Annotated in this window: 13 protein-coding genes; 9 read left to right on the forward strand and 4 right to left on the reverse strand. The window is 72.3% G+C overall.

Annotation, left to right across the window (positions count from 1 at the left end):
• Positions 1 to 394: 394 nt before the first annotated feature.
• Positions 395 to 1,108 carry a hypothetical protein gene (locus C2L59_RS45925; protein WP_103355863.1) on the reverse strand — a complete coding sequence of 238 codons (714 nt, stop codon included), beginning with the start codon at positions 1,106 to 1,108 and terminating at the stop codon, positions 395 to 397.
• A 100-nt stretch (positions 1,109 to 1,208) separates the two neighbouring features.
• On the opposite strand from C2L59_RS45925, the gene C2L59_RS45930 reads away from it, so the two are divergent.
• The 5 genes from C2L59_RS45930 to C2L59_RS45950 all read left to right on the forward strand — a co-directional run bounded on the left by C2L59_RS45930 (position 1,209) and on the right by C2L59_RS45950 (position 6,413).
• Complete coding sequence (locus tag C2L59_RS45930) at positions 1,209 to 1,835, forward strand: TetR family transcriptional regulator (RefSeq protein ID WP_103355864.1); 627 nt, start codon at positions 1,209 to 1,211, stop codon at positions 1,833 to 1,835.
• 292 nt (positions 1,836 to 2,127) lie between these two features.
• Positions 2,128 to 3,300, forward strand: a complete 1,173-nt coding sequence (locus tag C2L59_RS45935) for an MFS transporter (RefSeq protein ID WP_158263164.1) — start codon at positions 2,128 to 2,130, stop codon at positions 3,298 to 3,300.
• A complete protein-coding gene (locus tag C2L59_RS45940; RefSeq protein WP_103355866.1) occupies positions 3,297 to 4,586 on the forward strand; it encodes a radical SAM protein in 1,290 nt (429 codons plus the stop codon). The genes C2L59_RS45935 and C2L59_RS45940 overlap by 4 nt, the downstream gene beginning before the upstream one ends.
• Positions 4,583 to 5,197, forward strand: coding sequence for a uracil phosphoribosyltransferase (locus C2L59_RS45945; protein WP_103355867.1), 615 nt, complete (start codon positions 4,583 to 4,585; stop codon positions 5,195 to 5,197). The genes C2L59_RS45940 and C2L59_RS45945 overlap by 4 nt, the downstream gene beginning before the upstream one ends.
• A complete protein-coding gene (locus C2L59_RS45950; RefSeq protein ID WP_103355868.1) occupies positions 5,190 to 6,413 on the forward strand; it encodes an amidohydrolase family protein in 1,224 nt (407 codons plus the stop codon). Before C2L59_RS45945 ends, C2L59_RS45950 begins: the two co-directional genes overlap by 8 nt.
• A 15-nt stretch (positions 6,414 to 6,428) precedes the next feature.
• Here C2L59_RS45950 and C2L59_RS45955 read toward each other — a convergent pair whose 3' ends face one another.
• From C2L59_RS45955 to C2L59_RS45965, 3 genes are all read right to left on the reverse strand, one after another.
• Positions 6,429 to 7,235: an inositol monophosphatase family protein gene (locus C2L59_RS45955; protein ID WP_158263165.1), complete on the reverse strand. Its 807-nt coding sequence runs from the start codon at positions 7,233 to 7,235 to the stop codon at positions 6,429 to 6,431.
• Positions 7,236 to 7,404: 169 nt separating this feature from the next.
• A complete protein-coding gene (locus C2L59_RS45960) occupies positions 7,405 to 8,520 on the reverse strand; it encodes an FHA domain-containing serine/threonine-protein kinase (protein ID WP_103355870.1) in 1,116 nt (371 codons plus the stop codon).
• A gap of 1 nt (position 8,521) precedes the next feature.
• Positions 8,522 to 9,163 carry an SAVMC3_10250 family protein gene (locus C2L59_RS45965; RefSeq protein ID WP_103355871.1) on the reverse strand — a complete coding sequence of 214 codons (642 nt, stop codon included), beginning with the start codon at positions 9,161 to 9,163 and terminating at the stop codon, positions 8,522 to 8,524.
• Positions 9,164 to 9,296: 133 nt separating this feature from the next.
• On the opposite strand from C2L59_RS45965, the gene C2L59_RS45970 reads away from it, so the two are divergent.
• The 4 genes from C2L59_RS45970 to C2L59_RS45980 all read left to right on the forward strand — a co-directional run.
• Positions 9,297 to 9,926, forward strand: coding sequence for a hypothetical protein (locus tag C2L59_RS45970; protein WP_103355872.1), 630 nt, complete (start codon positions 9,297 to 9,299; stop codon positions 9,924 to 9,926).
• Positions 9,927 to 9,928: 2 nt separating this feature from the next.
• Positions 9,929 to 13,225, forward strand: coding sequence for a protein kinase (locus C2L59_RS45975; RefSeq protein WP_103355873.1), 3,297 nt, complete (start codon positions 9,929 to 9,931; stop codon positions 13,223 to 13,225).
• A complete protein-coding gene (locus C2L59_RS47685; RefSeq protein ID WP_158263167.1) occupies positions 13,222 to 13,581 on the forward strand; it encodes a hypothetical protein in 360 nt (119 codons plus the stop codon). The genes C2L59_RS45975 and C2L59_RS47685 overlap by 4 nt, the downstream gene beginning before the upstream one ends.
• A 346-nt stretch (positions 13,582 to 13,927) precedes the next feature.
• Positions 13,928 to 14,568: fasciclin domain-containing protein (locus tag C2L59_RS45980; RefSeq protein ID WP_103355874.1), on the forward strand; the 641-nt coding region annotated here is incomplete at its 3' end.

Consider the following 14,568-nt stretch of genomic DNA (forward strand, 5'->3'; position numbering starts at 1 on the left):
GCGAACAGGTCGGCCTCCGTTTCCCCGTGCGCCAAATGGCGAACACCTCGTCGCCCCGGCCACCGGCCAATCCGGCGAAGAACGCCGTGACCGCCCGTTCGAACGGCTTGGTGTCGAGCCCGTACTCGCTCGCCTGCCGCGGACTGCCCGCGTTGTTCCTTCGGCCGAGGCCGCGAAGCGGCGCAGCAATTCGACGTCCGGTCGCTGGTCGCCGTCGCCGCGCCTGGGGATCCGCAGTTCTTCCGCTTCGGACATGGAGACCACCTCGAGGAGCGCAAGGAACGATGTCGTTGTGCCGCGCCATGTTCCATCATGCCCGGGGATCTGCATGCAGGCGCGGTAGCGGGAGCGGCCGGTCGGCACCGACATCGGACCATCGCGATCCGGCCGCCGGTCAGGGCTTTCCGCCGACCCCGGGGAGCACGCCCATCCTCAACCGGGCGGGGTGGACGAGGTCGCGCTCCGGGTGGATCCACCTGCGGCCGGCGGCCCAGGTCAGCGCGCCGGCGACGAACCCGTAGACCGCGACCAGGCCGTGGCCGTTTTCCTGAACGAACCACAGCGTCAGGCCGAGCGCGACGACTGCGGCCGCGGTCAGCCGTTCCTTGAGGGCACGGGTGCGCACCAGGAGCGGAGCGGCGAGGGTCGCGCCGAGGAAGTAGGTCGCGCCGGAGCTGCCCGCGAAGTTGCGGGGGTCGACCGGACCGGCCGCGAGCCCGAGCAGTGCATCGACGTGCTGCGGCAACAGGATGCCCGCCAGGAAGAGGACGAGGGTCAGCGAACGGCCCCAGAACCATTCGGCGAGGGCGGCGACGAGCGCGAGCGTCGCGATGTTCCACGCGGCTCCGGCCACGCCGCCGTTCTGCATGAACACCGAGGTGAGGACCCGCCACCACCCGGGCTTGGCGGGATCGCTGTCGAGGACGTCCATCGCGCCGGGCCGGCACAGCTGGAGCACCACTCCGGCGACGGCCGGCGCGGTCAGGGCGATCGCGAGCCAGGGCAGCCGGCGCCGGGGGATCGTGTCCCGGCCGACCAGGGCCAGGCCGGCCGCGGCGATCAGGACGAGCAGCAGTGCCGTGGTCAGGTTGAAGACGATCGCATCCATCGTAAGCCCCAGTTTTGAACGGTGTTCGAATCAGTCGACCGCAGCCTAGCGGCACCCGGGGCAGATTCAAACAGTGTTCGAATCGAGGTAGGCTTTCACGATGAAGCTCACCACGATCCGTATCGTCGAGGCGAGCATGGCGGTGTTCCAGGAGGTCGGGTACGCGGGACTGTCGATGCGCCGGGTGGCGGACCGGCTCGGGGTGCACGCGGGGAGCCTCTACTACCACGTCCGTGACAAGAACGCGCTGCTCTGCCTGATGGCCGACCGGGTCGCCCAGGAGGCTTACGACGACGGCACCGCGGCCCTGGAGGCGCTGCCGGAAGGAGCGGGCTGGCCGGATCGGATCGTCGCGCAGGCGGAGACGTTGCGCAGGGCACTCCTGCGCCATCCCGGCGGCGCGGTGCTGCTGACGGTCAGTCCACGCACGCTCAGTCCGGCCGCGCTGGGACTGATGGAACGGTTGTTGCGCACGCTGAGCAGCGCTGGGGTTCCCGGCTCCCTTCGAGGTGTCGCGGCGGATGCGGTGCTGAGCCACGTCACCGGTTTCGTCCTGCAGGAGCAGGCCGAACCGGTGACGCCGGACCTGCGGTCGGTGGACGTCTCGGATCTGGCCGAGCGGTTCCCGTTGACCTTCGCCGAAGCCGGGGCGGGCGACCAGGACGAGAAGTTCCACCAAGCTGTCCGGATCCTGTGTGCGGCGTTCCGGACGACAATCGCGGACTGAGCGCCGAGCTGGGCAACGGGAAAATTGTCCACAAAATGGTCACTTTCTGCGGCTGCGAGAAGCGCTTTGCAAGCGGTGACGGGGAAATGCCGATCTTGCCAAGAACTCGCGTGCCCTGATCAATTCACGTGAATCGTTTACCCTTCTGGCGGTCCCGGCCGTGGTGGAAGCTGCGTAGCGTCACGGGGCGGGATCCAGCGGCGGATCCGCGCGTGGGGTGAGCCTGGAAGGGGGACGCCCGGCCGGGGCGTTGCGGGGGATGGTGCGAGGACGAGGGTGGTGGCCGCCCGCGGTGACGGTTGCGGCCGGTGGTGCGGCGGCGGCCGCGCTGGGGAAGGTCGCTCCCGTCTCCGGCCCGGTGCGCGGTGCGTTCGGGCTGTCGGCCACCTGGCTGGGACTGGTCATTTCGATCATCACTTTCGTAGCCGCTCTGTTCGCGTTGCCCGTCGGGGAGTGGCTGCGGCGCCGGGCGGCGGGTGCCTGGGTGGCCGCCGGGCTGGCCGTGCTCGCGGTCGCCGGCGGCCTGATGGTCGCCGCGGCGCCGGCCGCCGGTGTGCTCGTCGGCCTGCGCGTCGCCGAAGGCGTGGGCTACCTGCTGGTGATGGTCGGCGGCCCGGTCGTGCTGATGTCCCAGGTGCCCGAGCGGCGCTTGGCGCCGGTGCTGGCGGTGTGGGGCGCCTGCATCCCGGCCGGGCTCGCGTTGAGCGCTTTCGCCGGCGGGGTGCTCGGCTCGGCCTGGGGGTGGCGTGGCTGGTTCCTGCTGCTGGCCGTGGTCTGCGCGGCGCTGGCGGCCGTCGCCGGAGTCACCTCGCGCGGTGACCGGACGCCGTCCTCGCCCGGCTCGCCGGGACACCGGGTGGCGGCCGGGCCGCTGCTGCTCGGGACCGGGTTCGCCTTGACCGCGCTCATCAGCGTCGCGGTGCTGTCGTTGTTGCCGCTCTACCTGGGGTCGGCGTTCGGCCTTCCGCCGGGCACGGCCGGCGCGCTCACCTCGGCCGTCGCCGTCGCGAGCGTGCCGGGCAGCCTGCTCGCCGGCGCCCTCCTGCGACGCGGCGTCTCCCCGCAGGCCCTCGGCACGGCCGCTCTGTCCTGCCCGGTGTTCGCAGGCCTCGCCTTCGGTGGGGCGTTGTCCCCGGCCGCCACCGTGGTGATGGCGGTCCTGCTGCTGTTCGCCGCGGGGATCGGGGTGGGAGCCGCGTACGGCGCCCTGCCGTCCGTGGTGGCGCGGCCGGACGCCCTGCCCGCCGCCAACGGCGCCCTCGTCCAGCTCGGGAGCGCCGGGACGCTGCTCGCGCCGCCCCTGTTCGCCGCCGTGACCGGCCTCGCGCGCTGGGAGCGCGTCGCTTTTCTGGTGCTGCCCGCCGCCGTGGCCGGGCTGGCCCTGCTCATCCGTGCCACCGCGCGAAGTTCCCGCGACGCCGGAGATCCCGTGCCCGCGGAAACCGAGGAGAAAGGGAACCGATGACCCTACCCAGCCTGAAGGAGTTGTTCACGGCTCCCGGTGAAGCCCGGGCGGACCTCATCCGGCGGACCCGCTGGCGGCCCGGCCCGCTGCCGGACCGGGGGTCGAGCTTCTTCATCCACCTCAGCGAGCTGTGCCCGGTCGCCTGCAAGCACTGCATGTACTCCTCCGACCTGGAGCGCAAGTCCGAAAAGGACTCCTTGAGCCCGGCGGAGCTGGAAGACGCGATCGCCTTCATCGACGAGACCGGCTCGGAGAAGCTCAACATCACCGGCGGCGGCGAGCCGTTCCTCAAGCTGCCCAGCATCCTGCGGCTCCTGGAAACCGTGCGGGTGCCACGCATCGAGCTGGTCACGGCCGGGTACTGGGCGAAGACGCAGGCCGCGGCCGACCGGATGCTCGACCGCCTCGTCGGGGCACTGGCGAAGAACCCGCGGAAGCCGGAGCTCATGCTGCGGCTGAGCCTCGACCGGTACCACCTGAACGCGCCGTACCCGGTGCTGATCGAGCACTACGGCAACGTTGCCCGCGCCTGGGACCGGGGCGGCCACGACATGCTGCTCGGCTTCCGCGGCATCCAGCCGGACCTCGGGTACGTCGATCGCCTGCTCGCCGAAGAGGTCGGCGGCGAACTGACCGAGATCGACGCGTGGAACCGGCGGCTGAGGATGCCCGGCGGCCGGTCGGCGCCGCTGACGTTCAACGTGTTCCGGCTCAGCGGCAAGGCCGGCGAACTCGTCGAAGGCGCCGAACTGAGCACGCACTCGAAGACGATCCGGGAGTACTACGGGCCGTTCGAGAAGCGCCAGGGGCAGCTGGTCCTGGCGACGGCGGTCAACGACGCGATCCGCGGCAGCTACACCGACACCGGCGGGCTGGCGATCACCATGAACAGCGACGGCAGCTTCTGGATCTTCTGCGGCACCGCCCCGGACCGGCGGCTCATGCTCGGCGAGACGGATTTCGCGGGCGCCATCGAACACTTCTTCGCCGACCCGGTCACGCGCCTGCTGGTCGACGACGGCGTGTGGGCGCTCGCGGACGTCGTGGCCGAGCTCGACCCGCTCTGCTGCACCGCCGCGGTGGCCAAGAACGACGTCGCCTCGCTGGTGGAAGACCTGCTGGCCGACCCGGCGGTCCGGCTCGCCGTGACACTCGTCGCGCTGCACCGGCTGCTGGGCGAGGACCGGCTGAGTGTCGACGGTCTTCCGGCCGGGCACGAGATCCTGTTGCCGGAGCCGGACCTCGTCCGGTCGTGCCGCGGCGCGATCGCGGGGGAGGGGGCGTGAGGGCCGAGGTCGTCGAGCTCCCCGACAGCGAGGGCCTGTACGCGGCGATCACCGTGGCGGACGTCCCGAAAGATCTGCTGCGCAAGCGGATCGGCCGGCTGGGCCGCGGACTGGCTCGCGCGGTCCGTGACGCGGGAAGGCCCGGCGAGCGCGTGCTCTGCGTCGTCGTGCTGCGGGGCGGGGCGCTGCTGTACCCGGCGTTCGCCGACGAATTCGGCGACGCCGCGTTCTGCATGCTGGGGCTGCGCCGCGTCGGCGGCGACGTGGTCACCGAGTACCGCACCGAGGTTCCGGGGGGTACCTACGACCGCGTCGTGTACCTCGACTGCGTGGCCGCGACCGGGCGCACGATCTTCGCGGCGCGCCGGGCGATCGCGCCGATCTGCCACGCCGCCGAAGAGGTCGTGGCCGTGGTCTGCGCGGCCACGACCGCGACGCGGGCGCTGCGCGCGGCGGAGCTGGCGGTGATCGGCTTCAGCCTCGACGAGGCGGAGACCAGCGGGGTCGTCGCGCCCGACTTCGGGCGGCTCGACGCGGGCGAAGTGTTCGCGGACGGCAGCACCGGTTCCGAGCCACCGGTGGACGTCGCGGCCCGGCGGCCGCATGGGTGAGACGCCGTCGCTGGTGCTCGGCGGCGTGACCTTGCCGGACGGCCGCCTGGCCGACGTGGCCGTCAGCGGCGACCGGATCAGCGCGGTCACCGAGCCGGCGGATCCGGCGGCCACGGGAACCGGGGCCCGGGTCGAGCTGCGCGGTCACCTGCTGCTCCCGGCCCCGGCCGAGCCGCACGCCCACCTCGACAAGGTGCTCACCGCGGACCTGATCGAAAACGCCACCGGCGACCTCGAAGGCGCCGTCGAAGCCTGGTACCGCTTCCGGGCCACGGCGCCGCACCGGGACATCGCGGACCGGGCGCTCCAGGCCTGCCTGAGGATGCTCGGGCACGGGTGCACCGCCGTGCGCACCCACCTGGACGTCGGCACCCGGACCGGCCTGCGGTTCCTCGACGCGGTGGTGGAAGCCCGGGAAGAGCTGCGCGGGCGGCTGAACCTCGAGATTGCCGCGTTCGTCGACGTGCCCTCCTCGGGGCCTGCGGGCGCGGAAAACCTGGCGGTGCTGGCCGAGGCGATGGCGCGCGGTGCCGACGTCGTCGGCGGGGCACCTTACCGGGATCCCGACCCGGTGGCGTGCCAGGAAGAGCTGCTCGCCGTCGCGGCGCGGCACGGTGTGCCGGTGGATCTGCACACCGACGAGACGCTCGACGAGTCCGTCTCGTGCCTCGGGGAGCTGGCCGCCCAGGTCACCCGATCGGCATTCCCGTACCGGGTGACCGCGAGCCACTGCGTCAGCCTCGGCGTGCAGACGCCCCGCCGGGTGCGGCGGATCGGCGCCGGGCTGGCGGCGGCGGGGATCGGCGTGGTCTGCTGCCCCGCGACGAACCTCTACCTGCAGGGCCGGGACCACCCGGTCGCGACGCCGCGCGGCCTGACCGCGCTGGCGCCGCTGGCGGCGGCCGGGGTGACCGTCGCGGGTGGCGGGGACAACATCCAGGACCCGTTCAACCCGCTGGGCCGCGGCGACCCGCTGGACACCGCCGTGCTGCTGGTGCTCGCGGGACACCTGCCGGTCGAAGCGGCGTACGCGGCAGTCAGCGAGAAGGCCCGCTGGGTCATGGGCTTGCCCGAAGTCCGGATAGCGCCGGGCTTCCCCGCCGAACTGCTGGCCGTCCCGGCGCGGGATGTGCGCGGTGCGGTCGCCGATCGCGACCCGCGGCGCATCGTCGTCCACCGCGGACGAATCGTGGCCGGGAACGTCGGCCGGGCCTGAACCGGTGGCCGGGTGTCACCCGGCGGCGATCCGGCGCAGCCACGCGGCCGTTGCGGCGGTCCTCGCCAGCACGAGCGGCGGCCGCCGATCCACGGCCGCCGGGAATCCGGGCCCGTCCGCGGTGGCTGCGTACCCGCCGGTCTCCTGGTGCAGCAGGACGCCGGCGGCGTGGTCCCAGACGTTCGTCCAGCCGAACACCGCCGCGTCGCGCCGTCCGAGCGCCAGTTCGAGGTACACCACGCCGACTCCGCTGCACGGCACCAGGCTCAGGCCGGCCCCGGCAAGCCGCGCTACCGCGGCATCGTCCTCGGCGGTCCGGTACGCCGGATCGGTGACCACGACCCGGCGCGGAACCCGATCACCGCCCGGCACCCGCAGCGTGCGGCCGCCGGCCACGGCGCCGGCGCCGGCACGGGCCATCGCGCTCAGGCCCAGCGCGGGTGCGCACAGCCACGCGCCGAGCACGCTTCCGCTCAGGGCCAGCGCCACCATGACGCAGAACCGCTCGTTCCCGCGCACGAAGTTCGCCGTCCCGTCCAGCGGGTCGGCAATCCACACGGGACGCTCACCGCGCAGCAGCTCCAGCTGCCCGCGGTCTGCGGCGACGCCCTCTTCCCCCACGAAGACCGACCCCGCGACCATGCCGCAGAGCTCTTCGGCCAGCCGCCGCTCCGCTGCCACATCCGCGGCCGTGACGAAATCACCGGCGGCCTTCTCCCAGACGTCAGCCGCCCGCAACCGCCGGAACCGGCTCAGCACCTCCTGCCGCGCGACCTCGGCGACGACCGCCGCGACCGCACCGAACCGAACCGGCACGCCCACCACGCCAGCCTAGTCCGGCGGAACCCGGAGCAGGGAGAGAGCGGGTTTGACCAGCTCATCCGCCGGCGGGCTGCCCGGATGCCCGGTCAGTCGGAAATGCCCGCGAGCGCGGATCGCCCGCCGGTGGTGGATGAGCCGGCCGCGCCGCCGAGGCCCGTCATGCGACTTGTCATTCCTGTACCTCACTGAGTGCTTTCGCGAACTCCTCCGCGGACGCCGGGGACTCCTCCTCCAGGATCCGGTCGATCAAGTCGGCCAGCGGGCGCGGCACCGAGGGTTCGCGTGCCCGGATCGGGACCGGGTTTTCGCGGAGCACGACCGCGACCGGGTCGGCACCCGGTGGGAAGTCACGGGGCGCCCGGCCCGTCACCATCCAATACAGCGTCGCCGCCGCGGCCCAGACGTCCACCCACGGCGGCGCGTACCGGTAGTTCAGCACCTGGGCGCGCGGGAGGAACTCCAGGCTGCCGCCCAGCTCGCCGGTGCGGGTGTGGCCGGAATGCCCCGCCAGGTCGAACGCCTTGGCCAGCCCGAAATCCGCGAGTCGCGCGGTGCTGCCGTCGAGCAGGACGTTCTGCGGCTTCACGTCCCGGTGCACGAGCCCGCGCGCGGTCGTCGTCGTGCGGTCGGCCAGACGGACCTCCGGCAGCTCCGCGCCGTGGGCGTATGCGAGCCCGGCGAGGATCCCGAGGGTGATCGGTACGGCTTCGCCGGCGGTCAGCTTGCCCAGGCGGTCGACGCTGCCACCGGGGCAGTACGTGCTCACCAGGAACGGCACCGGTTCGTCGCCGACATCTCGGAACTCCACGATGTTCGGATGCCGCAGCGCGCGGACGTTCGCGATCTCGCGCAGGAACAGCTCGGCTGTGTCCGGCCGGATGTCGTGCAGGACCTTGAGCGCGACCTGCTCGCCGGTCGTGGTGTCCCGCGCCAGGAAGACCGTCCCCTGAGCGCCGCGGCCCAGTTCGTATCCGAGTGCGTAGCCGGGGAACTCGGCCGGCGACACGGTGATCCGAAAGGTCGTCGAGCCGATGCGGACCTCGTCCCCGTCGGCCAGCTCGCAGCCTTCCACCTCGACACCGTTGACACGGGTTCCGTTGCGGCTGTCCAAATCCCGCACTCCGACGTGTGGAGGATCGATCGTGAACCGGCAGTGCACGCGCGACACCTCCAGGTCGCGCACGCGCAGCCCGCACTCCGCACCGCGACCGGCCACAACGGACCGGGTGTCCGTGAAGACGTGACTCCCGGTGTCATCGACAGTGATGCGGACTGCCCAGCGCATGTCAGTCGACGAGCGCGACGTAGAGCGGGGAACCCAGGAGCACGGTTTCGCCGTCCGCGGTCTTCCCGTGCAGCAGCCGTTTCGCGATGAATTCCATGTTCTGCGCGGGCCCGCGCAGGCCGGAGGTGGCTCGGCGAACATCCTGGCACGCCTCGGCATCGCCGTCGCCTTCGGTGACCGCGGCGGCTATCCCGGGGGCCTTGACGATCCCGTCGAGCAGGGAGGGCAGCAGCGACCGGCTCAGGGGCGGGTCGAGTTCGCCGCTGGGCGGAGCGCCGAAGACGTGGCGGCGAGAGCCGCCGAGCCCGAGCACCGTCCGTTCGCTGCGGCCGCCGAAGTACACGAGCGACAGCCCGTCCGCACCGACGAGTGGTCCCCAGCGCAGCGGCAGCAGGCCCCAGAAGAACTGGCCGGGCTCGTCGACCGAGCCCAGGTCGCCGAAGTCGGTCAGGTACCGGACGACTCGCTCGAGCCGTTCGGTCCGGTCCGCGCCGACGGCGGCCTCCACGCCGCGCTTGCCCTTGAGCACCTTGAGGTCGACGCTCACCTCCGCGGTGCGCTTGCGGGTCGCGCCGGGATCGATCTGCTGCAGCAGCATGTCGACCTTGCTGTCGCTGATGTAGACGAAGTACCGGAACGACATCCGCCTCCCCCTCGTGGCCTGCGGTGATTCTCCCACGACCGCACCGATCTTTCACCCGCCTGGCTCCTGCGCTGCGTCCACTCGGTCGGGTAATCGTTGATCCGTGGCGTGAGGACCGGGGAGGGAGGCCGCCATGCACCTGACGCCGTCCGCGATCGAAGGCGTCCGCGCGGAGGTGAAGAACTTGATGCGGGCGGGCGCTGTTCTGCATCCCGTCATGGACGAGGACGCGCAAACCCGCTTCGGCCGGGTGTGCGCCGCTCAGCTCGTCGACCTCGCCCTCCGCCGCCACCTGTGGTTTTCCTACGGCGGCGAGCACGTCGGCGCCCCCGGGCTCCGCGCGCACCGGCGTCCCGACCCGGCGGACACGGCGGATCCCGACGAACAACGTCTGCTGGACGTCGTGTTCGGTGGTGCGGATGTGGCACGGATCGCCAGGCCCCAGCCCTGGAAGCGCTGGCAGGACATGGCCACCTCGGTGCGCAGAGGTGTGAAGGCGGATGGCCTCGGCTGGCTGAAACGTGACCGGTACCGGGTGCAGCGGCGGATGAAGGACCTCCGGACGGCGATGTCCGTTCACGCCCGCCGCACGTCGCGGAAGTGGAGCGACGCGCCCACCCTGTACCGCGCGGGCTGCTCCTTCGCGGTCCTGTTCAACCTCGACACCGCCGTACCCCATTGGCCGATGCCGCCCGAAGAAGACCTCTTCGTGCCCTCGCTCCTCGCCGTGGCCTGCCACCGGGCTCACCTCGACGCGACCTGACGATGCCGGACGACGCCACCCTCGACCCCGCACCGACCACGACCGGGTGGCACGTCGGCGACCGGATCGCCGGCCAGTACGAGATCACCGCCATCCACCGCGGCGGCATGGGCGTGGTGCACCGCGCCCGCCACCTGGGCTGGGACACCGACGTGGCGATCAAGCGGCCGCGGCCCGAGCTGTTCCGCACCGCCGCCGACCGAGACCGCTTCGTCCGCGAAGCCCGGACGTGGATCGACCTGGGGCTGCACCCGCACGTGTGCAACTGCCACTACGTGCGCACCCTCGACGGTGTTCCCCACGTCGTCGCGGAGTACGTGCAGGGCGGCAGCCTCGCGGACCGGATTCGCGACCGCCGGTTGTACGCCGGTTCCGGGCGCGAGGTGCTCGCCCGGATCCTGGACTTCGCGATTCAGGCCGCGTGGGGGCTCGCGCACGCTCACGCGCTCGGTGTGGTGCACCGTGACGTGAAGCCGGCCAACATCCTCGTCGGCGCCGACGTCAAGGTGACCGACTTCGGGCTGGCGGGTGCGGCCGCCGGCCCGTACCGCGGAACCCGGCACTACGCTTCCCCGCAACAGGCGGCCGGCGAGCACACCGGCCCCGAGGGCGACGTCTGGAGCTTCGCCGTCAGCGTGCTCGAGATGCTGACCGGCGAGGTCACCTGGCTGGCGGGGCCGGCGGCGGGTGGGGCGCTGGACGGCGCCGCCGCGGCGGCGCCGCTGGAAGGTGTGCCCGGCGACCTCGCCGAACTGCTGGCCCGCTGCCTCGCGTGGGAGCCTGCGGACCGGCCCGGCAGCATGGCCGACATCGCTGCCGCATTGATCGCCCAGTACACGGTCGCATTCGGGCCGTACCCCCGTGATCCGCCGGCCTTTGCCCGTCCGCGCGCCGCCGAGCTGAACAACCGCGCGCTGTCACTGCTCGACCTCGGCCAGGACGAGGACGCCAAGCGGCTCCTGGACGAGGCCCTCGCCGCCGACCCACGGCACCTCGAAGCGTCGTTCAACTCCGGCGTGCTCCGCTGGCGCGCCGGTGAGCTCACCGACGACGCGCTGCTCGCCACCCTGGAGGCGGCCCGGGCGAACCTGGCCGAACCCGCGCGCGCCGACCACCTCCTCGAAATGGTCGGCGCGGAACGTGGCGCCGCGACACCCACCTTCGGCCGCCCAGTCGGGCCCCGCCGGACGGTGGCTCCCGTGTGCGTGACCCCGGACGGTGCTCACCTGCTGGCCGCCGACGCCGCGGGCGCGGTGCACGTCGTCGAGGCCGCGACCGGCCGGCGCGTTCGTCTTTTGCACGGTCACCGGGACGTGGTGGACGCGATCGCGGTCAGCTCCGACGGCCACCGCGCTCTCACCGTCAGCGAAAGCGGCAGGTCGGTGCTGTGGGACTTGCGCGACGGCCGTCCGCTGCGCCGGCGGGCCGGACGCGGTGACGTCTTCCACGTCGGCCTGGCCGCCGACGCCGGGCTCGTCCTCGCGACAAAGCTCCTCGGCGACCCCTGCGTCCTCCGGGCCCGGAAGCTCGGCCGTGGACCCGGCCACCGGCTCCACACGGGCGCGAGGGTGACGGCGCTCTGCGTGTCCCCCGACGGTGGGCGCGCGCTCGTGGGCGACGCGAGCGGACGGGTGCGGCTTTGGAATCCGGGCACCGGCGCCGTGCTGTGGTCCGTCATCGGGCACGCGCGCCCGGTCGACGCGATGGCCATGGACTCCACCGGGCGGCGCGCGGTCACCGTGGCCGCGGACTTCGAGGACTTCGCTGCGCGCGTCTGGGACCTGAGCACCGGCCGGCTGCTGAACACGCTCGGTGGCCACACCGGCCCGCTCACTTCGGTGCACGTGTCCCCGGACGGGCGGCAGGCGCTGACCGGGAGCGGGGACCACACCGCGCGGTGGTGGGACCTCGACACCGGGCGGTGCCTGCGCGTCCTGTCCGGGGCCACCCAGATCATCCGATCCGCCGCCTTCGCCGGCGAAGTCGCGGCGACCACCGAGCTGACCGGCACGGTGCGGATCTGGGAGCTGCCCGGTGGCCGGTGCCTCCGGACGATCACGGAGGGCACCGAGTTCGGCGACACGGCGTTGCTCACCCCGGACGGCCGGGCGCTGGTGCACGCCGGCCGCACCGCGGTCCGGCTGTGGCCGGTTCCGGTACCGGTGGCCGGCCCGCTGCAGATCTCCCGCTCCCGTACGGCCGTCGAGCTGCTGACGGCCAACGCACGCGTGGACGACCTCTTGGCCCGCGCGGCCCGAGCTCGCGAGCCCGGCGACGCCCTCGATCTGGTACGCCGAGCCCGCGGCGAGCCGGGCCACGAACGCTCGAGTGAAGTCATGGACGCCTGGCACCGCCTGTCCCCGGGTGCGGCGCAGGGCGAGCTGAAGAACGTGTGGCTGAGCCGGGTGCTCGACGGCGGGGGCAAAGCCTCGACGGCCGTGTGCGCAACCCCTGACGGCCACGTGCTCTCCGCAGGCCATGAGGAAGGCGCCGTGTGGGTGTGGGAACTTGCGTCCGGCCGACGCGTCGCCACGCTCACCGGCCACGGCACCCGGGTGCTGTCGGCCGCCGCCACCGATCAGTTCGCCGTGGCCGGAGCCGAGGACGGGACCACCCGGGTGTGGCGGCTCCCCACCGGTCGTCCGATGTGGACGCTGCGCGGGCACGACGGCCCGGTGCGCGCGGTGACCACCACACCCGGCGGCCGGTACGCCGTCACGGGCTCCGCGGATGGCACGGCCCGCGTCTGGGACCTGTGGGACCTGTCGTCCGGCCGCCCGGTGGCGGTGCTCACCGGTCACCCGGGCATGATCACCGGCGTCGCGACGGACGGGCGGTCCTGCTTCACCGCCGCCGCCGACGGTTCGGTGCGGCAGTGGGACCTGCGCGACGGCCGCTGGACCGGCGTCCCCGAGACCACCGCCGGGACCGGCCTCACGTCGCTGTGCCTCACACCGGACGGTCTCCTGCTGACCGTCTCCTTCCCGGCCGCGAAGGGCGTCCGGGTCCGCGACGCGGAGACCGGGCGGTTCGTCCGGGCACTCGACCCCGACGGCGCGCCGGGCAAGGAGTCCGTGTGCACGACACCGGACGGCCGGATCGCCGTGGTCACCGAGCTGGCCGCGACGGTGCGGCTGTGGGAGGTGGCCACCGGCCGGTCGCTCGGTCACCTCGAAGGACTCACCGGCGGAGTCGCCGACGTCTGCGTGACCCCGGACGGCAATCACATCGTCGTGGCCGGCCGGGACGGCAAGCTCAGGATCTGGGCTCTCGACCGCGAACTGGAGGCACCGGGATGATCGCCGTCCGGAAGGCGTTGTTGGTTCTGGCGGGTCTGGCCTTCTGGACCGGCGAAATCATGTCGTTGTTCGCGGCAACGCTCACGACCCTGGGCTGGGGAATCGGCTTGATCGTAGGCGCGCTGCTGGCGCTCCTGCTGATCACCGGGCGGGCGGCCACCGTCGCCGGGATCGTCGTGGGGGCGGTCGCGGTGGTGCTGGGCATCTTTCAGGGCCGCGGTATCTCGGTGTGGGTCCTCTCCGAGCGCTGGGTGGTCCTGCCGCTGGTGTTCGTTTTCATCCTGCAGATGCGGACGGCGTTCGGAGCCATCGAACGCGCCGAGGTCAAGTGGATCATCGGTCACCTCCACCAGTGACCGCGTCGGAAACTGATCACGCACCGCGAACCAGCACTGGACAGGGCACCGGCTCGGGTGTCGGCTGTGTCCGCGGATCGCCCGGTTGCAGGCCGCGCGCCCACACGAAAACGCAGTGAAAACCGTGCCGAGCACACCGGACATGAGCAACGATCACCGCGCCCGGCACCGGCAGAAGCACCTCGGCCGCGATTCTCGTCTTTCGTTGCCTTGGCCGAGCCGACATCGCAGGACCCTGTCACCCGATGGTGTGTATCGCCAATCCGTTCCTCGCTTCGGCCCGAACGCACTACGACAGACACTTCCGCCATGGAATGTGCAAGCCGCTCTCCTTGGAGTGATTTTTGTGAACAAGCTTCGTGTCGCCGGCGTCGGCATCACTGCGGCCGCCGCGCTGACCATGACCGCGTGTGGCAGCAGCGACACCGCTTCGTCGGGCAGCTCGAGCAGCTCGATGGCGCCCTCTTCCTCGATGTCCGCGCCGATGACCAGTGCGGGCGCAACCGGATCGCCGGATGGCGTGACCACGAACGCGGACGTGTTCGGCCCGGCCTGTTCGCAGCTGCCGCAGGGTTCGGCGCCCGGTTCGCTGGACTCGATGGGTCCGCAGCCGGTCGCCTCGGCCGCGTCGACGAACCCGTTGCTGACCAAGCTGGTGGCGGCGGTCAAGGCCACCAACCTGGTCGACACGCTCAACAGCCAGGAGGCCATCACGGTGTTCGCGCCGGCCGACCCGGCGTTCGCCGCGCTGGGTGACGCCAAGTTCGCCGAGCTGGCCGGCAAGCCCGCCGAGCTGGCGCCGATCCTGCAGTACCACGTGGTCGGCAAGCGTTACGACGCCAAGGGTCTCGCGAGCGCGGGTTCGGTCGACACGCTCAACACCGCCGGCGGCCCGGTGAAGATCGAGGGTTCCGGCGAGAACATGACGATCAACGGCGCGAAGATCCTGTGCGGCAACATCCCCACGAAGAACGCCACCGTCTTCGT

It is taken from the genome of Amycolatopsis sp. CA-128772 (assembly GCF_002904295.1).
Taxonomy (GTDB): Bacteria; Actinomycetota; Actinomycetes; order Mycobacteriales; family Pseudonocardiaceae; genus Amycolatopsis.